This window comes from Acetobacter oeni (assembly GCF_011516825.1).
In the GTDB taxonomy this organism is placed as follows: domain Bacteria; phylum Pseudomonadota; class Alphaproteobacteria; order Acetobacterales; family Acetobacteraceae; genus Acetobacter; species Acetobacter oeni.
This window is the reverse complement of the sequence record NZ_WOTA01000013.1, coordinates 41,419-62,120: the sequence shown is the minus strand read 5'-3', so window position 1 is coordinate 62,120 and position 20,702 is coordinate 41,419. Positions and strand designations below refer to the sequence as shown.

Below are 20,702 nucleotides of genomic sequence, written 5' to 3'. Positions count from 1 at the left end.
TTAGTGATGGGAGACCTCGCTCTTTGTCGCGGTGGCGGAAGGCGCGGGCGGCAGCCCTGCGACAGGATCAGGAGCCGCTACGCCCGCCATGTTGCGAACCACCCGCAAGCCTTCCTGCAACTGAAAGTCCGTAGCCGGTTTCGTCATGTCATAGGTCGGCCAGTTCGCCGGTGGCTGATCCGGAATTTTCGACGCAATGGCCGGCAGATCGTCCCGCGCAGGCGGCTTCGTCTGATTGCCACCCTGATTCTTGATGATGTGCGACAGATCCGCTTCGCGAATACTGAACACCGGTTCTTCCCGGCTCTCTTTCACTACAATATCCGGCGCGATCCCCAGCCCCTGAATGGACCGTCCGGACGGGGTATAATACCGCGCCGTCGTCAGCCGCACCGCTCCGTTGCCCGGGATCGGCATGATCGTCTGCACCGAGCCCTTGCCGAATGTCTTTGTCCCGACCAGCACCGCCCGGTGATGATCCTGCAACGCACCCGACACAATCTCACTCGCCGAAGCCGAGCCGCCATTCGTCAGCACTACAAGCGGCAGCCCGTCCGTCATGTCCGTGCCTTTGGCATCCCAGCGCTGACTGTCCTTCGGATGCCGCGCCCGCGTAGAGACAATCTCGCCATTGCGGATAAAAGACGAAGACACATCAATGGCCTGATTGAGCAGCCCGCCCGGATCGTTGCGAAGATCAATCACAAGGCCGCCGGTCAGCCTGCCACCCGCCTGCTTCGTCAGCTTCTCATATTCCCGACGAAGCTCGGCCGACGTGTCCTCGGTAAACTGCGGAATGCGAATATAACCGGTCTTGTCGTAAAGAACCGATTTCACGCCCTCGATATGAATGATCTCACGCGTCATCGTCAGCACCAGCGGCTTCGCCGCCTTGGGCCGGATAATCGTCAGCGTGATCTTCGTGTCAGGTTTGCCACGCATCTTCTCAACGGCATCGTTCAGCGGACTGCCATCGATATTATGCCCGTCAATGGCCACGATATAATCGCCAGGCTTGATCCCGGCCTTCCATGCCGGCGTGCCGTCAATCGGCGACACAACCCGGACATGCCCGTCCTCGCCCTGAACCTCCAGACCCAGCCCGCCAAACTTGCCGGTAGTCTGAACCTGCATGTCCGCATACTGTTTTTCGGTCATGTAGGAACTGTGCGGATCAAGCCCGCTCAGCATTCCGTTCAGCGCATTGGTGATCAGATCACGGTCAGAAACCGGATCAACGTAGTTAGCGCGAACCAGATCGAAAATGCTGCCAAACAGCGTCAGCAGCCGGTAAGTCTCGGCATGACTGTTCGCCGGGGCAGCCACCGCAGGCAGGGTGTCCGCATAAGCGGCAAACATAAACGAACCCGTTCCCACCTCAGCAACACGAACAAGGCCGGGACCCGCCACAATCCCGGTCAGGAAAGCAGCGCCGAACAGCAGGCCAGTGCGAAATGTCATACGGTCTCGTCTCCTCATGCCGCATCGTTGCGTACGACCGGCAGGTCCCTCATCTCTCAGCACGAATCGCCCCGTCCGAACACGGATGATCGGAGGCAAGTCTTACCATCCCGCTAAACAGCAACCTTAACCGTTATCGGCTGCGCCGGAAACCATCCCGGAACTCCTATCATACGATCCGAACAATTTCCGTCCCGACTATTCACAGAAAAACTGCGCAGGCAAAAGCCCCCTGATCTCACACACCCTTCATAGCGGATTTACAAAAACGGCGTCGGATTGACGGATTTCTGCCCGTGCCGGACCTGAACAAGCAACGTCGCGGACCCGCCGCCAGGCATCGCGCCGATCGCCGCGCCCTTCGTCAGCGCCTGCCCGGTCGCCACATCCAGCGCCCCGAGCCCGGCCAGAACAAACCGGTAATCCCGCCCGCAATTCAGAATCAGCATCTGTCCGTAACTGCGAAACGGCTGCGCAAATTCCACAGTCCCCGAACAGGGCGACCGCACACTCGTTCCGCCCGCAACCGCATAGGTGTTGCCCGTCGCCGGACCCGCCTCCGTCTGCTCGCCCCAGGCGCTGATCAGCCGGCCCGCCACAACACTTCCTCCCCCGGGACGTTCGCCGCGCACGGATGCATCCTCCGCCGGCTCAGCCGGGACACTCCGCCCGCCACCGCTTGCACGCTGCACAACAACCCGTCGCCGCGCCGCTTCGGCAAGCCTGGCCTTCCGGACACGTTCCGCCGCCTCGGCCTCACGCTGCAACTGCGCCATCGCCGCCGCCTCCGTGGCCACAATCCGGTCAATCGCCGCCTGTAACGAAGCCGTCCGCGCCGCCTCCTGCGATACATGCGCCGCCGACTGCCGCGCCGCCGCGTTGGAACGAAGCTGGGCATCACGCGCCGCCCGCGCCTGCGCCGCCAGAGCCTGCTGCTGCCGGCTCTGAGTCTCCTGAACCGTGCCGATCTCAGCCATCCGTCCCGCCAGATCATGGTCCAGCGCCGCCAGTTCCTGACGATGCCGCTGAAGAACCTCCGCCCGGCTCTCCAGCGTCTTCGACAGTCCCCGCACAACCAGCAGACCGGTTACCGCCTCCTGCGGCGAAAGCGGTCCGGTCAGAAGTGTATCAGACGGATACAGCGACAGGCGTTGCGCCACAGGCAGGATCGGCGCCAGCGCCCGCGCATCCGCATCCAGGTCAGCCCGAAGCATGCCCTGCTCGTCATGCAGCCTGTCAGTTTCTTCCTGAAGGATCGCCAGCTTCGTTTCCGTCGCCTGCAACTGTCCCGCCGCCGTCACCGTCGCGGCGGAAAGGGAAGTCGCCCGCTGACGATCCGCCGCGGCCTGGGCCGAATCCGCTACACTCAGATGCTGCGCCGCCGCCAGCCGGGCTTTCTCCTCATCCCGCTGACGCCTTAATTCCGTCTCCTGAGTCCGCGCCGCTTCAAGCGCCGCCTGAGACGCCGACGAGCGCGGCGCGACCTTCGCCGCATGATGCGGCGCAACATGATGGCCAGCCGTCGCGACGCGCTGATTCCCACGCGCCTGCGCGGACCACATCACAGCCGCGATCACGCCACAGAAGAAAACCTTCCGCCAAAAATCCGCTAAATCATATCCCCGCCGGAACCTGGGCAGCAATTCAGTCCCGTCCTCTGTCCGCGGCACCACGCAAATCCAGCTTTCCCTCCGTTCGCATGATCATCTCAGACAGTGAACGTTCCGTTTCCGACCGCCCGATTTCAGACAGTCGCCTCAATCAGGGATTTTCCCGTCATCGCCGCAGGCTGCTTCAGTTTCATCAGCTCCAGCAATGTCGGCGCCAGATCCGCCAGGCGGCCATGCCGCAGCTTCACATCGCCAGCCCCGACCAGAACACACGGAACCTCATTCAGCGTATGCGCCGTATGCGGCTCACCCGTTTCTTCGTCCCGCATCGTCTCACAGTTTCCATGATCCGCCGTAAACAGCAAAACACCGCCCTGACGCTCAATCGCATCGGCAATCCGCCCGAGCCCGGTATCCACCGTTTCAACAGCCCTGATCGCCGCCGACAGAACACCGGTATGACCCACCATATCCGGATTGGCGAAGTTCAGCACAATCAGATCATATTTCCCGCTGTCAATCGCCTCAACCGCCCTGTCCGTCAGTTCCGGCGCCGACATCTCCGGCTGCAGATCATACGTCGCAACCTTAGGGGAGGGGACCATGATCCGGTCTTCCCCCTCCAGCGGCGTCTCCCGTCCGCCATTCAGAAAATACGTCACATGCGGATATTTTTCGGTCTCCGCCATCCGCAACTGCTTCTTCCCGGCGCCAGCCACCACATCGCCCAGCAACTCCACCAGATTCTGCGGCGAAAACAGCACCGTCGTCAGCTTCGCCAGATCGTCGCTATACCGCGTCATCCCCACAGCCGCCGCAAAATGGCGCACCGCTTTCCGCTCAAACCCCGAAAATTCCGGATCGAGCAACGCCATCAGCAACTCGCGAATACGATCCGCCCGAAAATTGAACGACAGAATCCCATCGCCGTCCTTCGCCCCGGCAAACCCGCCGATCACCGTCGGCTCAATAAATTCATCAGTCGTCTTCGCGGCATAAGCCTGCTCAATAACATCCGCGGCCGACGATGCCCGTGCCCCTGACCCGCTCGTTATCGCGTCATAAACCCGCGAAACCCGCTCCCAGCGATTGTCCCGGTCCATCGCATAATACCGCCCGGAAACCGTCGCGATCGTTACCCCGTCCGGCAACGCCGCCTGCAACTGCCCGATATATTCACGTCCCGATTGCGGCGGCGTATCCCGCCCGTCCGTAAACACATGAAACGCCACCCGAACACCGGCATCCGTCAGCATCTTTGCCAGCGCGACAGCATGATCCTGATGCGCATGAACACCACCCGGCGACACCAGCCCCATCAGATGGCACGTCCCGCCCGATGCCTTCAGCGTATCAATAAACGCCTTCAGAACCGGGCTCTCAGCCAGACTCCCGTCTCTGATGGCCCGCCCGATCCGGGGCAACTCCTGCATCACAACCCGCCCGGCACCAATATTCAGATGCCCGACCTCCGAATTTCCCATCTGCCCGTCCGGCAACCCGACATCCTCTCCGCTCGTGTCAAGAAAGGTATGCGGACAGCCTGCCCACAGCCGGTCAAATGCCGGCTTCCTGGCCAGGCGGACCGCATTGTCGGAATCCTTCTCACGCCAGCCAAATCCATCAAGAATAACCAGCATCACCGGACGCGGAACACCTGTATGCTGAGTGCCGGAAGCAGACATGAAAGCAGACCTTTTTTTCGAATTGTTGTTGCCCGTATCATGGCACCGCCTGCCTGTCGTTTCAGACAAAGGCATGTGACTCACAATAAATACCCGAACGTGTTCCGGCCTGCAAAGTCATTCGTAGCCAGCTTCTTTTACGCCAGCCAGCAGAAGCCAGTCAGCAGCAGACCGCGTCCGGTGGATACGGAAATGTCACCTATATTTCAGAATGGCGAGGCAAAATCGAACACAAAAACCGGCGCATTGCAGATGACAGCCCGCCTCCGACTATCCGCCCTGGAGAAATCCCGGCTCCATCGGCCGGAAATTCCTGACATCATATCATGAGCCGTAAACGCCTCATTCCCCCTTCGGCGAACCGGTATCGCCCGGTCCCGTTGACTTGCCGGAGGAGGGCGGATCGCTGGCCGGGAATGTCTCTTCCCCAACCTCGTCCAGTTGCTCCTGACTTGCCCGATCAGCCTTCTCAAATTCCGTCTCTTTTTTCTTTGGCAGAATTTTCATTTTGTCGGTCATAGCGTCCTCCCGCGATTTTTTTGTCGGACACAGAAAAAACGCCCCCGATCCCGGTCAGTTTGGACAGGTTCGTGACATGAACAAAAATTATACAATCAGACCGTCGCGTGTCTCCGGTCGCCAGACGACACCATTACCCTTAACCATTTGACGCAGGGCAGACCTCCCGGATTATAAGGGAACAGCCACACCGGGCCACTGTCGACGGGGCAGTATGGCCAGTCAGGAAGGCAAAGGAAGCGCACCATGTCCGAAGAACCACAGCCCGTCTCCCTCTGCGGCACCCTCACCGAAGAGCAACTCCGGGTTCTCAGACAACACGGCACCGAACGGCCTGGCTCAAGTAATCTCAATCATGAGAAACGTACCGGAATTTATCGCTGCGCCGCGTGCGGCACCCCGCTTTTCTCATCGGACGCCAAATATGAGAGCGGCAGCGGCTGGCCTTCCTTCTTCACCCCCATCTCGGGCGCGGTAGAGATGGAAACCGATAACAGCCTCGGTATGGCCCGAACAGAAGTCCATTGTGCGAAATGCAAAGGACATCTGGGACACGTCTTCCCCGACGGGCCGGAACCAACAGGATTGCGCTATTGCATGAACGGCATCGTCCTGGATTTTGAGCCGGAAGAAAAAGCCGGCTGACCAGATCAGCGCACAGGCAGGATCAGACAGAAATCCGGGTGCCGGCCACAGGCACCCGCAACACGTTCAGAACAGGCAAAGGCGTCAATGACCGAAACTGCAACGCATACCAGCAACGTCGTGGTTGTCACTCATCCCCTCGTTCGTCACAAACTGACAAAACTGCGCGACGAAACAACGTCCACCACAGGCTTCCGTCGCCTGGCCCGCGAACTGAGCCTGCTCCTGTGCTACGAAGCAACCCGGGATCTCAGACTGGAGCCCGTCGAGATCAACACCCCGATCGAACAGATGACCGGTGAGCGTCTGTCAGGGAAAAAACTCTGTTTTGTTTCGATCCTGCGCGCCGGCAACGGCATCCTCGACGGTATGCTCGATCTCGTCCCCTCGGCCCGTGTCGGCCATATCGGCCTGTTCCGTGACCCGGAGACACTTCGTCCCGTTGAATATTACATGAAACTGCCAGACGACATCGGAAACCGCGACTGCATCGTCGTCGACCCGATGCTCGCCACCGGCTACAGCGCGTCAGCCGCTATCGACAGACTCAAAAATGCAGGTGCCGAAAATATCATTTTCGTCTGCCTCCTGGCCGCTCCCGAGGGCATCGCCTGCCTCTCGAAAGCGCATCCGGACGTAAAAATCATCACCTGCTCAGTGGATCGGGAACTCGATGATCACGGATACATCCGCCCCGGCCTGGGCGACGCAGGAGACCGCCTCTTCGGCACAAAATAAACGTCAGGCCGTTGCGAATTTGAAGGTCCGGGCTGAAGCGGTGTCCCCCTCTGATCTGGCCACCGCTTCCGCTGCGCCTTCGCGGAGTCCGTCGAGCATATCCCGGTTAATATCGATCAGCGGCTTCAGACTGATCTTATGAAGCATGGCCCGAACGCAGTAACGCGTCGCCCAGACAGACAGCTTAAGCAGATCATGGCGCAAAACAGGCGGCATGCCGTTGTTCTCCACACCAACTTCCCGAAGAACTGCTGACCAGAGCTTCTGATTCATCGACAGAGCATGAATTCTGTCTTTCTGTGTCCGCGCTGACTGAAGCATTGTAATGGCCTGGCTAAATGCCATAGCCTCAATCTGACGCGGGCTCATGCTGTTCGTGAGACCCATATTGTAGCGCTGAATGCCATACTTCATGTAAGTGCCTCATGTTTTTTATGTGTGGTCGTGTGAGCTTCTGCCGGGGATGTGTTTTTCGAAAACAGCGACAGTTCCCTGGCTGCCAGAGAAATCGCGTGGTCGAGACTCCCCGGCTGAGAACGAAAGATCTTCATCGTAGGATACCAGGGCGTATCATCACGATGTTCGAGCCACCGCCAGCAGCAGTCACTCCGTGTCAGCATCCATACGGGTTTTCCCATTGCGCCTGCCAGATGCGCAACGGACGTATCCACCGAAATAACCAGATCAAGCGTCTGGATGATCGCTGCGGTGTCGGCCATATCCCGGACGTCACCCATCGGATCAGGGACATGCTGAAAACGTGAGGCAGAAAGCTCGTCACGCGGTTTGCCAGTCTGGAGACTGACGAACTCAACCTGCGTCTGTTCCAGAACAGGCGCGAAGCCTTCCAGCGATGACGATCTCGCCCGGTAAAAAATACCATATTGAGGCCGTTCCGCGCCGCTCCAGACAATTCCCACCCGTTTTTTACGGGCTGGCCCAGGCAACGTCCCGAACCGCGAAACATCCTCTGAATATGCCTTAAGATAAGGCACGTCAGACGGAATTTCCGTCCCGATATACCGCATAAGTGCGAACGGGAGACTTAAAAGCGGACAACTCAGATCGTGTTCAAGGGGAAGCCGGTCCAGTGCATGCACATCCATATCGTATGGCATATTGCTGAACAGCCGGACCAGAGGTGCAGGCACTGCAAGAACAAGCCGGGTGCCTGATGTACTGAGAAAACGGATATACCGCACAAACTGTATGCAATCGCCCAGTCCCTGATCGCCAAGAAGCAGGAGCGTCTTTCCGTTCAGATCTTCTTCACCACGCCACGGCTTCTTCTCGGGACGTTTCAGAACAGCAGGACGAAGCTCATTCTGCGTCCACCCTTTTTCGTAGTCACCGTTTTTCAGATATGCGGACGCCAGACCAAACCGGATAGATTCATCATCCGGAGATTTTCTGAAAGCTTCTTCATATAGAGGAATCGCTTCGTTCGAACGATTAAGCGCACCCAGTGCGCACGCCATGTTGTTCAGAAAGGGAGGGCTTTTTTCTTCGGGAGAATTATTGTAAACTTCTGAAATATCCAGTGCGTATTGAAATTCACCAATATGCCCCAGAGCTGAAACAATGAGCGGCGTATAGCTGATATTGTCAGGAGACTGCTTTATCAGATCAATGAAGACCGCGCAGCCCTCAGCAGGGTGGCCAGCACTTATCAGTTCCGATGCGAGTGCAATGGGAAAACGCGGTTCATCTGGCCGCTTCCGCACACACCATTTGAGACTGGCTGCAGCAATATCGTGGCGGGAAGCCAGGGAAATAAGAGAAACAGCTTCGATGACAACAGAGACATTATTGATATTTTCAGAAATTATTCTGAGAAGTTCAGGAACCGCGCGATCAAGCTGTCCGAGTTGAACTTCACAACTCAGAAGCGACAATTTCCATTCCGAAGTTTCCGGCTGCAATGTCACGGCTGTTCTGAAAGCAGTCATCGCTTCATCGTGAACCCCGGTCTGCCACAACAGACGACCAAGAAGAGCGTAACCCTCTGCCCATTCCGGCTTATTTTTTAATCCGTGTCGGATCGTATCGATTGCTTTTATATGTTCGTTGTTCTCAAGTAATGTCGTTAGTTTTGATATGTATTTCTGAACATCATTCTTTTTTTTAAATTTTTCCATTTGAAATGATACCTGGCCGAAGAGGCGTGAGGAGAGCGAACTCCCCTCACGGTTAGTTTTAGCGGAAAAGTGTCAGAATGTTCTGCGAAGAAGACTTGGCAACCGACAGACTTGAAATCGCAAGGGACTGCTTTGTCTGGAGAGAGGTCAGCTTGGCGCTTTCTGCCGCCATGTCGGCATCTGTCAGCGCACCTACGCCCGAAGTCAGGGAGTCAGACAGATTGGCGGAATAGCTTTCCATGCCTGTGATGGTGTTGGACGCCGCCGCGAATTTGGATGCATAGCCCGTCATCGTGGTGATAGCGCTCTGCACCGATTGAATCATTGACTGAAGATCGGTGGCACTCGGCGTAACACTGGAACCGAATACGGCAGACAGGGTGGCCGCCAGATCCGTCGCACTGGTGGTTGATCCACCGGCAGTGAGAATAGAGGAGGTCAGGCCAAGAGCCGTCGTCAGCGCCTCCGCGCCGGTCGCAACAGACGAAACCGTGCCGACAGATCCCTGAAGGCCCGTAACATACTGAAGGGTATTGCTCAGGGTAGCTGATTGAACACCATTTGCACTCGCAGCGTCGCCCGTACCGGCAAGCAGGTTCACGCCGTTCATGGTGGCGTCACGTGCATAGGTATTGATTTCGTCGAGGTACCCCTCAACTTCCGTGCCGACCGTAGCTGTATCAATACCTGTCTGACCAACGGACGTTACAGCAGCCTGGATCAGCTGAAGTGTGCTGATGATGCTGGATGCAGCGGAAGTGGTCGTGCTGACGACCTCGGCAGCAAAACTCAGACCATCGCTGACAGCGGACAGACCTGAAATGTTGCCGTTCATCGTCTGGGCGATGGCATAGGCAGCAGGATTGTCGGAAGCCGTCGAGACTTTCTGGCCCGTCGAAATGGTGTTTTCGGTCGAATCCAGCTCGTTTGTCGTCGAGTTCAGCGACTCAAGAGCAACCATTGCCGAGGTGTTGGTGTTGATCGAAAGTGACATCAGATTTTCTCCATATGTTCACTGCATTTTTCGCAGCACCCCTATAAAGGACCCGGAAAGCTAATATTGGATTAAGGCTCCCGGGCTTCGTCTGAAAAATCGGACGTCTTGCTGATTTCTTTCAGAACCGCATCCTCATGACGAATGATTCTGCGGGCAATTTTCAGAGCCCGATAGAAATTACCTTCTGTCGCGACCCGCAGCGCATCCGCCAGAAGTGTTCGCGCCGACTCTGATGTCGTCTCCTGTATGAAGGTCGTCACGTACCACTTCGCCTCGGTCAGAGCGGTCACCCGCTCTTCGGCCGTGCCGACATAGGCGTTCTGCAGTGCATAATAGATTCGCCGCGCCGGCGTATTCGCTTCCTCCGGCCGCATGATCTGCCGCCCGAACAGGAAATCAGCCCGATTGATCAGCCGGATCTGCGCACCGGTGAGAAAATGAACCCCGGCGCCGTTCAGGATCATCCTGTCCCCGGCTTCGAGACGAATACCAAGTCCCGCCATTTTGCGTCGTCCTCCTTGCGTGTTTCGCAACCAGAACCTTTATCGATGCAGAATATTGACAATCAGTTACCTGGGGCGCTCGAAATAAGAAAGAAAACCGCTTCTTCACGGAAACCCGTCCGACTCCTGAACGTCAGATATGGCATCCGGCAGCGTCTCACAGCATCGATCCGAAACAGGGAGCCCTTTTAATGTCCGAGCACGTCTATAAAGTCATCGAAGTCGTCGGCTCATCACCTGACAGCGTCGAGAAGGCCATCGCCAACGCCATCACCCGCGTCGGCAAAGACGAAAAACACGTCCGCTGGTTCGAAGTCATCAGTACCCGTGGCCACGTCGAACACGGGGACATCAGCCACTACCAGGTCACCCTCAAAATCGGCCTGACCCTCGAAGATTAAGCCTCAGACGCGCCGCACCACATAGCGCGCGCGCAGCGCCTCAGTGATCTGCTCCGCATGGAGCGGATCACGCGCCTCGATCATCACCTCAAGCTCCGCCGCCTGCACAGAAGGCGCCGCGAACAGCCGCTGATGCGACACTTCAAGAATGTTGCCGCCAGCCCCGCCAATAATCCCCGAAATATCCGCCAGAACCCCTGGACGATCCGGGATCTCCATGCAAAGCCGCAGCAGCCGGCCATCCCGCAGCATCGCCCGCAGCAGCGTGTTCGCCAGAATCCGCGTGTCCACGTTCCCGCCCGTCACCGGCAGACCAAGCCGCTTTCCGGCAAACAGCTTCGGATTGGCAATCACCGCCGCCAGCCCCACGGCGCCTGCGCCCTCAACAACCTGCTTGGCCCCCTCGGACATCATGGTGATCGCGTTCTCAACCGCCGCCTCAGACACCACAATCACCCGCGAAACCATCTCCCGGATCACCTCATAAGGCCGCCGCCCGATCTGCATCACGGCAATGCCCTCAGCAATCGTCGACCCGCCCGGAGGCATAATCTCATCACCCGGAAACGCCGCCAGCGAAGAGAAACTCTCCACCTGCACACCAATCAGCTCAACATCAGGCCGCAGAGCCCGTGCCGCCACAGCACAGCCCGACAGCAATCCGCCACCACCAATAGGCACCACCAGCGCATCCAGTGGCCCCGCATCCTCCAGCATCTCCAGCGCACAGGTGCCCTGGCCCGCCATCACCGCGTCATCGTCATACGGATGAACGAAAACCCGTCCCTCGCGCTGCTGAAGATCCCGCGCAAACAGCGACGCCTCGGCAAAGTTATTGCCCTCAAGCACAACCCGCGCACCCCAGCCCGCTGTCCGCGTCACCTTCGCCGAAGGCGTGAAACGCGGCATCACAATCACCGCGTCAATCCCAAGCAGACTGGCATGACGCGCCACACCCTGCGCATGATTCCCGGCCGAAACCGTAATGACGCCGCGCGCCCGCTCCTCCGGCGTCAGCAGGGACAGTTTGTTCGCCGCCCCGCGCTCCTTGAACGAACCGACAGCCTGAAGATTGTCGAGCTTCAGCGTAATGTCCGCGCCCGTCGCTTTCGACAAACTCTGGGAGGGCAGGGTGGGCGTGCGCAGCACGCGCCCCTCAATCCGCTGCGCCGCAGCCGTAACATCGTCGAAAGTGATCACGTGCGCAGCGTCCCCGGAGTCAGATAATCAGCTGTAGGTAACGGAAACGATCTCATACGTCCGGTCGCCGCCCGGCGCCGGAACCGACACGGTATCACCAACCGACTTCCCGATCAGCGACTTCGCCAGCGGCGATGACACCGACAACAGCCCCGCCTTGATGTCCGCCTCATAAACGCCGACGATCTGATAGGAGGCCTCTTTGTCAGTCTCCTCATCGATCAGCTGCACCCGCGCGCCAAATTTCACCTGATCGCCCGACAGCTTCGAAGGATCGATCACTTCAGCCGTGGAGACAATCTCCTCCAGCTCCATCACGCGCCCTTCAACAAAAGACTGACGCTCGCGCGCGGCATGATACTCCGCGTTCTCCGACAGATCGCCATGCTCCCGCGCCTCGGCGATGGCCCGGATAATTGCCGGACGCTCCTCGCTTTTGAGTCTGCGCAACTCTTCCTCAAGTCGCTGCAGGCCGGATGCCGTCATCGGAGTTTTCTGCAAGGTGCTTATCCTCGGGAAGTCATAAAAAATTCACCGGGAGGCAGAACCGCCAGCCCGGACAGGAAACACGCAGACAAGCCCCCCGGCGGACCTAAACCCCGCCGGAAGGCTCACTGCATTCAGTACGATCCATGAAAATAGGACTGAAGCGGCGCAACTTCAAGCGGTCCCTCGCGCATCGCGCTGATCGCATAGGTCGCCGCCCGCGCGCCCGCCATCGTCGTGTAGTGCGGAATGCCCATCGTCAGCGCCGAACGCCGGATGTCATAGCTGTCCTGAACAGCCTGAGCCCCCTGCGCCGTGTTGATCACCATCTGAACCTCACCGGACCGGATCGCATCCACACAATGCGGACGTCCCTCCAGCACCTTGTTCACAACCGTCACCTGAACAGCCGCCTCACGCAGCCGCTCCGCCGTGCCGCGCGTCGCCATAATGGTAAAGCCCATCCGCGCCAGCTCACGGCCAATCTGCGGCAACTGCGGCTTGTCTCCGTCGCGAACCGACAGAAACACCGTCCCCGAAAGCGGCAGCTTCACGCCCGCCGCAAGCTGCGACTTCGCAAAAGCCCGTTCAAACGACGTGTCGAGCCCCATCACCTCGCCCGTGGACCGCATCTCCGGACCAAGAATAACATCCACATCCTGGAACCGGTTGAACGGAAACACCGCCTCCTTCACCGCCACATGGGGTACTACAGCCCGGTCATCCAGAGTGAACTCGCCCAGCTTCGCACCGGCCATCACCCGCGCGCCAATCTTCGCCACCGGAACCCCCGTCGCCTTGGCCACAAACGGCACCGTGCGAGACGCCCGGGGATTAACCTCCAGAACGTAAATCTCCTGATCTTTCATCGCATACTGAACATTCATCAGCCCGACGATGCCCAGTTCCAGCGCCATCGCCTCCGTCTGCGATTTCAGTTCCGCCACAATCGCCGGAGACAGCGTGTAAGGCGGCAGCGCACAGGCAGAATCCCCCGAATGAATCCCCGCCTCCTCAATGTGCTCCAGCACCCCCGCGACATAAACGGACTCACCATCCGCAATGCAGTCCACATCCGCCTCGATCGCATCGTTCAGATAATGATCGATCAGCACCGGACCGGAAGACACCTCAGGCCCCGCCGCCGCCAGAACAACACGCAGATAACGCTGCAGACTGGTCCGGTCATAAACGATCTCCATCGCCCGGCCGCCCAGAACATAAGACGGACGCACAACCACCGGATAACCAACCGTTTCCGCCACAGCCTCCGCCTCAGCCGCCGACCGTGCAATCCCGTTGCGCGGCTGCCGAAGCCCCAGCTTGTGCAGCATCGCCTGAAACCGCTCGCGATCCTCCGCCCGGTCAATCGCATCCGCAGGCGTGCCCAGAAGCGGAATCCCGGCCTCCTCCAGAGCCCGCGACAGCTTCAGAGGCGTCTGCCCGCCATACTGAACAATGCAGCCCAGTATCTCGCCCCGCGACTGCTCCAGCCGGATCAGTGCCCCCACATCCTCCGCCGTCAGCGGTTCGAAATACAGCCGGTCCGACGTGTCATAATCCGTGGAAACCGTCTCCGGATTGCAGTTGACCATGATCGTCTCGATCCCGGCCTCACGCAGCGCATACGCCGCATGAACACAGCAGTAATCAAACTCAATGCCCTGACCAATCCGGTTCGGACCACCACCCAGAATGACAACCTTCTTCGCACCCGTCGGATCAGACTCACACACAGGAGCCCCGAACCCACCCTCATAAGTCGAATACATATAAGGCGTGGCCGACGCGAACTCGCCCGCACAGGTGTCAATCCGCTTGTAAACCGGATTCACCCCCGCCGCCTCGCGGAGCGTCCGGATTTCATGAGCCTGCGTCCCCGAGAGCCGCGCCAGCTGCACATCCGAAAACCCCATCGCCTTCAGACGCCGCAGCCCCCGCGCATCCTCCGGCAAACCATGATCCAGAAGATGCTTCTCAGCCTGAACAATCTTCTCCAGCTCCCGCAGAAACCACGGCTCAAACCGGCACGCCCCGGCAATCTCCTCAACCGAAAGTCCCGCCCGCAACGCCTGCGCCGCCATCAGAATCCGTTCCGGACGCGGCTGCGACAGCGCCGCCCGATACGCATCCGCCCCGCCATCCCCAGGCTCCTCGACCGGATCAAGCCCCGCCAGCCCGGTCTCCATCGACCGAAGCCCCTTCTGCAACGCCTCCGGGAACGAACGCCCGATCGCCATCGCCTCGCCAACCGACTTCATCGACGTCGAAAGCAAAGCCGGCGTGCCAGGAAACTTTTCAAACGTGAAACGCGGAATTTTCACAACGACATAATCAATCGTCGGCTCAAACGACGCCGGCGTCGAACCCGTAATGTCGTTCGTCAGCTCATCCAGCGTGTACCCCACCGCCAGCTTCGCCGCGATCTTCGCAATCGGAAATCCCGTCGCCTTGGATGCCAGAGCCGAAGACCGCGACACACGCGGATTCATCTCGATCACCACCATGCGCCCGTCAACCGGATTCACACCGAACTGAACGTTCGACCCGCCCGTCTCAACCCCGATCGCCCGCAAACACGCAATCGAAGCATCGCGCATCCGCTGATACTCCTTGTCCGTCAGGGTGAGGGCAGGGGCCACCGTAATGGAATCCCCCGTATGCACACCCATCGGATCAATGTTCTCAATCGAACAGACAATGATGCAGTTGTCCGCCTTGTCGCGAACAACCTCCATCTCAAACTCTTTCCACCCGAGAACGGATTCCTCAATCAGAACCTCCGTCGTCGGCGACGCATCCAGACCGGATGTGACAATCTGATCGAACTCTTCCCGGTTGTAAGCAATCCCGCCCCCGGAACCGCCCATCGTAAAGGAAGGCCGGATCACCGTCGGTAACCCGATCTCCTTCAGAGCCTCACGCGCCTCAGCCAGCGTATGCGCGATCAGACTCTTCGGACTCTCAATCCCGATCGCATCCATCGCCTCACGGAATTTCTGCCGGTCCTCAGCGCGGTCGATCACGTCCGCCTTCGCCCCGATCAGCTCAACCCCGTGCTTCACCAGAAAGCCCGAAGCATCCAGCGCCATCGCCGCATTCAGAGCCGTCTGCCCGCCCATCGTCGGCAAAACCGCGTCCGGCTTCTCCTTCAGAATGATCCGCTCAACAAACTCCGGCGTGATCGGCTCAACATACGTTGCATCCGCCAGACCCGGATCCGTCATGATCGTCGCCGGATTGGAGTTCAGCAGAATAACCCGATAGCCCTCCTCCCGAAGCGCCTTGCAGGCCTGAGCCCCCGAATAGTCAAACTCGCAGGCCTGACCAATCACAATCGGGCCGGCACCAATGATCAGGATGGAACGAATGTCAGTCCGTTTTGGCATGGGTCGTCAGTCCTCTGCGTCGGCCGGGTCGGAACCCATGGCTTTGATGCGATGAAGGTAATTCTCAAAAAGCGGGACAGTGAAAGCAATGTCGCCATGCGCCGGGCTGTAGATCATGCCCTTGCGGATCAGCGCATTGCGAAGCGGCGCCACCGCCTGCGTCCGCGAGCCCATCTGCGCGGCAATCTCACCCGAACGATGCGCCCCCGGCCCAAGCTCGGCCATCGCCTGGCAATACAGACGCTCACGCGGCGTCAGTCGCTCATAACGCATGCGGAAAAATCCGGCATCCAGCGACGTCAGAGACACTTCGGTCGCGACCTGAATGTCCCCCGCCAGAATGGTCTCCCCATGCGCCACATTCCACGCATGATAAGCCCATTCCTGAAGAAAATACGGATAGCCCTGCGTGATCCGCAACACCTCCGCCACCGCCTCCTTCGTGAAATTCACCCCTTCGCGCTCGGCGGGCGTCCGCAGCGCGTCAGCGGATTCCTCATCCGAAAGCGGCCCCAGTTCCGGAAAAGCAAAGAGCCGCTCAGCATAGGATTTGGACTGTCCCGTCAGTGCCACAACATGCGGCAGCCCGGCTCCGGCCAGCACCACAGGCAACCCCTCGCGCATCACCCGATGCATAGCCATAATCAGCGCGCCCATGTCCTTCTGGGAAAGATACTGGATTTCATCAATAAAGATCGCAACACCCGTCCTGCGGGATTTCGCCGCCTGACCCAGCGCGGAAACCATGTCGGGAAGATCGCTCTCCAGATCGCCACTATCCGCCGTGCCCCGCTCAGGATCGACATCCAGCTCAATCATCAGCCCCAGCGGATGATGAATCCGCAAGCCCCCGGCAAAGCTTTTCAGAACCCGCAAACCCCGCTTCACCTGCGCCGTCACCGCCCCGAGACGGTCCAGATCCAGCATCATCTTCCGGAACGGCGGCGCCAGAAGCTGGCCCAGCGACTTGTCCTCATGCGCCTCGACAAAACACGTCAGATAACCCGCGCTCTCCGCCAGCTGCTGAACCCGACCCAGAACAACCGTCTTGCCCACCCCGCGAAGCCCGGTCGCAATGAAGCTGCGCGCGCTCTTCCCGACCAGCGCCCGCTGTAACACGATCCCCGCCTGGGTGAATAACTCATGCCGCCCCGCCAGCTCCGGCGGAGAAGCCCCGGCACCCGGCACGTAAGGATTCCGAATGGGGTCCATGAACCGAACTCAGCCCGCCGTCACAGGATGCGCGTCCATCATCTCCACAAACCGCTCGAACAGATAGAAGCTGTCCGAAGGACCAGGACTCGCCTCAGGATGATACTGCACCGAAAACGCCGGAAGCGTGTTCGAGGCAATCCCCTCGTTCGATTTGTCGAACAGACTCACATGCGTCACCCGAACCTCGTTCGGCAGCGATTTTTCATCCACCGCAAAGCCGTGATTCTGACTGGTGATTTCCACACGCCCCGTCGCCAGATCCTTCACCGGCTGGTTCGCACCCCGATGCCCGCGCTCCAGCTTGTAAGTCTTTCCGCCCAGCGCCAGCGCCAGCAACTGATGCCCGAGACAGATCCCGAACACCGGAACCCCCGCATCCAGCACCCCCCGGATCGCCGGAACCGCATAAACCGCCGTCGCCGCCGGATCGCCCGGCCCGTTCGAGAGAAAAACCCCCTCCGGCTTCAGCGCCAGAATCTCCTCCGCCGTCGTCGTCGCCGGCACCACAGTCACATCACAGCCCGCCGTGGCCAGACACCGCAGAATGTTCCGCTTCGCCCCGTAATCGACCGCCACAACCTTCCGCAGCTTCGCAGGCAGCGGCTTCATCACGGAAGGCCACTCCCACATCCCCTGCGACCAGCCATAAGCCTCCCCGCAGGTCACAACCTTCGCCAGGTCCATGCCCTCAAGCCCCGGCCACGCCACCGCCGTCTTCTTCAGCGCCTCAATATCCAGCTTCCCGTCCACGACATGCGCCAGAACCGCCGTCTGCGGCCCCTTGTCGCGGATACGAAGCGTCAGCGCCCGCGTGTCAACGCCGCAAATCCCCGGAACCCCGCGCTCCTTCAGCCACGCATCCAGACTCTCAGCCGACCGCCAGTTCGCAGGCTCCGTCAGATCCTGCTTCACCACCAGCCCGCGCGCCGAAACCCTCGCCGCCTCGTCATCTTCCGCGTTCGTCCCCACATTCCCGATATGCGGGAATGTGAAGGTGATGATCTGCCCGGCAAAAGACGGATCGGTCAGCGTCTCCTGATACCCCGTCATGCCGGTCGAGAAGCAGATCTCTCCGATCGCCTCGCCCGTCGCCGGCGCGCCAAAGCCAATACCCCAGGCCACCGTGCCATCCGCCAGAACAAGCGCGGCCGTCGCGCCTTCAGGGATTGCACCGGACACCGCACCGCTCTGCTCGGACATGATGAAATCCCGCTTCTGGTCATCTGATGAAAATTCAGGAGAAATCGCCCCGGAGACTGCACCGGTGGCCACTCCGCCGGACAACCCCGGCTGAAGCGCCTCGATCTGAACGCCCGCCGCCTTCGCCACAACCGGCCAGTGCTTCGGCGGAATCGCCCGCGCCTGCCGCCACTTGCGAACCGCCTCGGTGCCCACGCCCGTCAGCGACGCGATTTTTTCCGCACCGCCGATGCGCTCAATGATACTATCGACTGACAGAGACATTCCGAATATCCCCCTGATTGCTGACCTCCATATCAGTCCCAACCGTCCGTGGGAAGAAAATTCCCACCACACGGCAGGTGCAGGAAGTGGGAAAAACTTTCTCCCACACGCCCCGCGTCACCCGCCGCCCTTATATCGACCGGAGACCGTCCATGACCGAGTCCACTTCCCTCCGCGCCCGTATCACCGACGATACGAAAACCGCCATGAAAGCCGGACAGAAAGAACGCGTCGGCGCCCTCCGCATGATCTCAGCGAAAATCAAGGATGCCGACATCGCCGCCCGCGCCTCCGGAAAGGAACTCAGCGAGGACGATCTGATCGGAACCCTCCGCGGCATGGTCAAATCCCGTACCGACTCCCTGAAAATGTATCTGGAAGGCGGCCGGGAGGACCTCGCCGAAAAGGAACAGGCCGAAATCACCCTGATCCAGGAATACCTGCCCGCCGAAATGGATGACGCCGCCCTCGAAGCCGCCGTCAGAACCGCCATCACCGAAACCGGCGCCGCGACCATGAAAGACATGGGCAAAGTCATGGGCGCCCTGAAAACAAAATTCGGCGCCTCGCTCGACCTCGGCCGCGCCAACGGCCTGGTGAAATCCACCCTCGGCGCCGGCTAGGATCTTACACTCCCGCAGGCAGGTGAGGGCGGGTCGTCCGGTGCCCCGAAGGGCGCCGGTTACGCCTTCACCTGGCTGAACAGCCAGTCCCTCGCTGCCTTAATGTAGAAGAATTTCCGCGCGGACCCCATGTGATCGACCCCTTCAAACGTCAGGAAGGTGATGTTGCCGCCCTGGCCCAGATAACCATCAACCTGAGCGGTCAGCTTCTTCTGGTCATCGACCGGAAAGATCAGGGCCGGATCGAGACGCTCCGAAGGCCGCGTCACCCGTCCGCCATTCCGCTCCCACACAGGAATGCATTTCTCATTCCACGGCGTCGCCTTGTTGTCCTCCGTCCCCGTAATGATCAGAAGCTTCTGATCGGCAAGCGTGGCAACATCCTCCGGCCGCTGCTGCCCGGCAATGATAAGCCCCGCCGCAAACGTCTCAGGATGCTTCGCCATCAGCCAGAGCGACGTCATGGCCCCCATCGACCAGCCCGTGCAGTAAACCTTTTTCGGGTCGATCTTCAGAACTTTGTCTTTCCGGTCATCCAGATTCGGATTGCCGTAATTCCATGTGTTCCGAAGAAGAGATTCAACAAGCCGGTAAGTATTCTCAACGTCGGCCGTGTGTTCCCAGTAATCGTTCATCGTCGTGCGCTCATAACGCGGCGTGACGACCACACATTCATGCCTGTCCTGTTCTTCGGGCAGACTCCAGATCGTGGCAATGCACTGCTCGGTCAGCGTCTGGGCGCAGGTGCCGTCATAACTGGTCCCCGAGTGAGTGACAGCAAGAACAAGCGGATAAGCCTTGTTCTCCCCGCCCTTCATAAGAAACGATTTCGGCAGATAAATGCTGTATTCAAGCCAGGCTGAACGCGTATCGTCCCACCACCAGTGATTCTGCTCCCAGGCATCGACACCGCGAATCACAACACTGTTTCCGTGATGACCGGCATTGCTCCGCACGGTCCTGCTGGCCGCATAAACAGCGCCGCCCGCCGTCTTCACGTCCCGGTCCTGCGTCACTGTCACCCTGTCGCTGTCGGTCGTCGGAAGGCTGAGGTCCGGGTCATGCTGAAATTCAGTGATGACATACCTGCCGGCAATACTCTTCCGGTCCGCACGCAGGGCCGGTCCGGCATTGGTATAGATCGCCACAACAGACCGGGGCTGCGCGGCGGCCGTCGTGTCGTTCTTATCAGGCTCCTGAGGCATCCCCGCGAAAAACCCTTTTGCCGCCGGGAAAACAGCCGTGCTGTACGTGTCGCGGGTCAGACCAGCCGGGTCGATATCAACATCATACTCCACGGCAATGCCGTAAACCTTCTCGCCCCCGCCCGTCACTTCGCAGAGCGCGCAGATCCCCTGAAGACCCGGAACACGCTTTCTGTGGCTGTCAGGCCCGTCATCGGACATGGAAGAAGAGGCCGCCATAAACCCGTGGCCACTTTCCGCCGCGCGGACTTCGTGAATCCAGCCCCCCATCGCGGAAACAGTCCCGGCCAGAGCCGTTCCGGCCACCATGAAATTGCGTCTCGATAAATCGGTCAAGGATATCGTCTCCGGCTTAATGTAACAGAAAATGTCCAGAGCAGAACACGCCCTGTCAGGAATGCGTCGGTGCAGGAAAGCGTTGTA

General features: G+C 59.4%; 18 protein-coding genes. 4 read left to right on the top strand and 14 right to left on the bottom strand.

The features are described 5' to 3' along the window. The 4 genes from GOB90_RS10140 to GOB90_RS10125 all read right to left on the bottom strand — a co-directional run bounded on the left by GOB90_RS10140 (position 1) and on the right by GOB90_RS10125 (position 5,275). Positions 1-1,461, bottom strand: a complete 1,461-nt coding sequence (locus tag GOB90_RS10140) for a S41 family peptidase (protein WP_146888424.1) — start codon at positions 1,459-1,461, stop codon at positions 1-3. A 260-nt stretch (positions 1,462-1,721) separates the two neighbouring features. Beyond that, a complete protein-coding gene (locus GOB90_RS19670) occupies positions 1,722-3,038 on the bottom strand; it encodes a murein hydrolase activator EnvC family protein (protein WP_206752474.1) in 1,317 nt (438 codons plus the stop codon). A 167-nt stretch (positions 3,039-3,205) separates the two neighbouring features. After that, positions 3,206-4,756 (bottom strand): 2,3-bisphosphoglycerate-independent phosphoglycerate mutase, encoded by a 1,551-nt coding sequence (gpmI, locus tag GOB90_RS10130; protein ID WP_146888439.1) that lies wholly within the window; start codon positions 4,754-4,756, stop codon positions 3,206-3,208. Between the two features lie 342 nt (positions 4,757-5,098). Next, positions 5,099-5,275: a hypothetical protein gene (locus GOB90_RS10125; protein ID WP_173572031.1), complete on the bottom strand. Its 177-nt coding sequence runs from the start codon at positions 5,273-5,275 to the stop codon at positions 5,099-5,101. A 246-nt stretch (positions 5,276-5,521) separates the two neighbouring features. Here GOB90_RS10125 and msrB point away from each other — a divergent pair, with 246 nt between their 5' ends. Both msrB and upp read left to right on the top strand, forming a co-directional pair. Continuing rightward, positions 5,522-5,920: a peptide-methionine (R)-S-oxide reductase MsrB gene (gene msrB, locus GOB90_RS10120; protein WP_146888442.1), complete on the top strand. Its 399-nt coding sequence runs from the start codon at positions 5,522-5,524 to the stop codon at positions 5,918-5,920. Between the two features lie 87 nt (positions 5,921-6,007). After that, positions 6,008-6,658, top strand: coding sequence for a uracil phosphoribosyltransferase (upp, locus tag GOB90_RS10115; protein WP_146888445.1), 651 nt, complete (start codon positions 6,008-6,010; stop codon positions 6,656-6,658). A gap of 3 nt (positions 6,659-6,661) precedes the next feature. Here the strand turns inward: upp and GOB90_RS10110 are convergent, their stop codons facing one another. The 4 genes from GOB90_RS10110 to GOB90_RS10095 form a co-directional block, all read right to left on the bottom strand. Then, the gene (locus GOB90_RS10110; RefSeq protein ID WP_146888448.1) at positions 6,662-7,072 is read right to left on the bottom strand and encodes a flagellar biosynthesis regulator FlaF; all 411 of its coding nucleotides are present in this window, start codon (positions 7,070-7,072) and stop codon (positions 6,662-6,664) included. Further along, a complete protein-coding gene (locus GOB90_RS10105) occupies positions 7,069-8,796 on the bottom strand; it encodes a tetratricopeptide repeat protein (protein WP_146888451.1) in 1,728 nt (575 codons plus the stop codon). The genes GOB90_RS10110 and GOB90_RS10105 overlap by 4 nt, the downstream gene beginning before the upstream one ends. 58 nt (positions 8,797-8,854) lie before the next feature. Next, positions 8,855-9,790: a flagellin N-terminal helical domain-containing protein gene (locus tag GOB90_RS10100; RefSeq protein ID WP_146888454.1), complete on the bottom strand. Its 936-nt coding sequence runs from the start codon at positions 9,788-9,790 to the stop codon at positions 8,855-8,857. Between the two features lie 71 nt (positions 9,791-9,861). Continuing rightward, entirely contained in the window at positions 9,862-10,296 is a 435-nt protein-coding gene (locus GOB90_RS10095; protein ID WP_146888458.1) for a flagellar biosynthesis repressor FlbT, read from the bottom strand. A gap of 191 nt (positions 10,297-10,487) precedes the next feature. On the opposite strand from GOB90_RS10095, the gene GOB90_RS10090 reads away from it, so the two are divergent. Continuing rightward, positions 10,488-10,697: a dodecin gene (locus GOB90_RS10090; protein ID WP_146888461.1), complete on the top strand. Its 210-nt coding sequence runs from the start codon at positions 10,488-10,490 to the stop codon at positions 10,695-10,697. A 3-nt stretch (positions 10,698-10,700) separates the two neighbouring features. On the opposite strand, the gene GOB90_RS10085 is transcribed toward GOB90_RS10090, so the two are convergent. The 5 genes from GOB90_RS10085 to carA all read right to left on the bottom strand — a co-directional run bounded on the left by GOB90_RS10085 (position 10,701) and on the right by carA (position 18,451). Next, positions 10,701-11,897: a threonine ammonia-lyase gene (locus tag GOB90_RS10085; protein WP_146888466.1), complete on the bottom strand. Its 1,197-nt coding sequence runs from the start codon at positions 11,895-11,897 to the stop codon at positions 10,701-10,703. Between the two features lie 27 nt (positions 11,898-11,924). After that, positions 11,925-12,398, bottom strand: coding sequence for a transcription elongation factor GreA (gene greA / locus GOB90_RS10080; protein WP_146888469.1), 474 nt, complete (start codon positions 12,396-12,398; stop codon positions 11,925-11,927). 119 nt (positions 12,399-12,517) lie between these two features. Next, positions 12,518-15,772 carry a carbamoyl-phosphate synthase large subunit gene (carB, locus tag GOB90_RS10075; protein WP_146888472.1) on the bottom strand — a complete coding sequence of 1,085 codons (3,255 nt, stop codon included), beginning with the start codon at positions 15,770-15,772 and terminating at the stop codon, positions 12,518-12,520. Positions 15,773-15,778: 6 nt separating this feature from the next. Further along, positions 15,779-16,984 carry an ATP-binding protein gene (locus GOB90_RS10070; protein ID WP_146888476.1) on the bottom strand — a complete coding sequence of 402 codons (1,206 nt, stop codon included), beginning with the start codon at positions 16,982-16,984 and terminating at the stop codon, positions 15,779-15,781. A 9-nt stretch (positions 16,985-16,993) separates the two neighbouring features. Further along, on the bottom strand, positions 16,994-18,451 hold the full coding sequence (gene carA, locus GOB90_RS10065) for a glutamine-hydrolyzing carbamoyl-phosphate synthase small subunit (RefSeq protein WP_146888479.1): 1,458 nt from the start codon (positions 18,449-18,451) through the stop codon (positions 16,994-16,996). A 152-nt stretch (positions 18,452-18,603) separates the two neighbouring features. Here carA and GOB90_RS10060 point away from each other — a divergent pair, with 152 nt between their 5' ends. After that, positions 18,604-19,074: a GatB/YqeY domain-containing protein gene (locus GOB90_RS10060; RefSeq protein WP_146888482.1), complete on the top strand. Its 471-nt coding sequence runs from the start codon at positions 18,604-18,606 to the stop codon at positions 19,072-19,074. Between the two features lie 59 nt (positions 19,075-19,133). Here GOB90_RS10060 and GOB90_RS10055 read toward each other — a convergent pair whose 3' ends face one another. Next, positions 19,134-20,588 (bottom strand): prolyl oligopeptidase family serine peptidase, encoded by a 1,455-nt coding sequence (locus GOB90_RS10055; protein ID WP_146888588.1) that lies wholly within the window; start codon positions 20,586-20,588, stop codon positions 19,134-19,136. Positions 20,589-20,702 lie beyond the last annotated feature (114 nt).

Bases quoted from the DNA above. Each gene is read 5' to 3' on its own strand.
- GOB90_RS10100 (WP_146888454.1), bottom strand. From the start codon at position 9,790: ATGTCACTTTCGATCAACACCAACACCTCGGCAATGGTTGCTCTTGAG.
- GOB90_RS10125 (WP_173572031.1), bottom strand. From the start codon at position 5,275: ATGACCGACAAAATGAAAATTCTGCCAAAGAAAAAAGAGACGGAATTT.
- GOB90_RS10055 (WP_146888588.1), bottom strand. From the start codon at position 20,588: ATGGTGGCCGGAACGGCTCTGGCCGGGACTGTTTCCGCGATGGGGGGC.
- GOB90_RS10095 (WP_146888458.1), bottom strand. From the start codon at position 10,296: ATGGCGGGACTTGGTATTCGTCTCGAAGCCGGGGACAGGATGATCCTG.
- GOB90_RS10110 (WP_146888448.1), bottom strand. From the start codon at position 7,072: ATGAAGTATGGCATTCAGCGCTACAATATGGGTCTCACGAACAGCATG.
- upp (WP_146888445.1), top strand. From the start codon at position 6,008: ATGACCGAAACTGCAACGCATACCAGCAACGTCGTGGTTGTCACTCAT.
- GOB90_RS10070 (WP_146888476.1), bottom strand. From the start codon at position 16,984: ATGGACCCCATTCGGAATCCTTACGTGCCGGGTGCCGGGGCTTCTCCG.
- msrB (WP_146888442.1), top strand. From the start codon at position 5,522: ATGTCCGAAGAACCACAGCCCGTCTCCCTCTGCGGCACCCTCACCGAA.
- carA (WP_146888479.1), bottom strand. From the start codon at position 18,451: ATGTCTCTGTCAGTCGATAGTATCATTGAGCGCATCGGCGGTGCGGAA.
- GOB90_RS10060 (WP_146888482.1), top strand. From the start codon at position 18,604: ATGACCGAGTCCACTTCCCTCCGCGCCCGTATCACCGACGATACGAAA.
- GOB90_RS10105 (WP_146888451.1), bottom strand. From the start codon at position 8,796: ATGGAAAAATTTAAAAAAAAGAATGATGTTCAGAAATACATATCAAAA.
- GOB90_RS10140 (WP_146888424.1), bottom strand. From the start codon at position 1,461: ATGACATTTCGCACTGGCCTGCTGTTCGGCGCTGCTTTCCTGACCGGG.
- GOB90_RS10090 (WP_146888461.1), top strand. From the start codon at position 10,488: ATGTCCGAGCACGTCTATAAAGTCATCGAAGTCGTCGGCTCATCACCT.
- carB (WP_146888472.1), bottom strand. From the start codon at position 15,772: ATGCCAAAACGGACTGACATTCGTTCCATCCTGATCATTGGTGCCGGC.
- gpmI (WP_146888439.1), bottom strand. From the start codon at position 4,756: ATGTCTGCTTCCGGCACTCAGCATACAGGTGTTCCGCGTCCGGTGATG.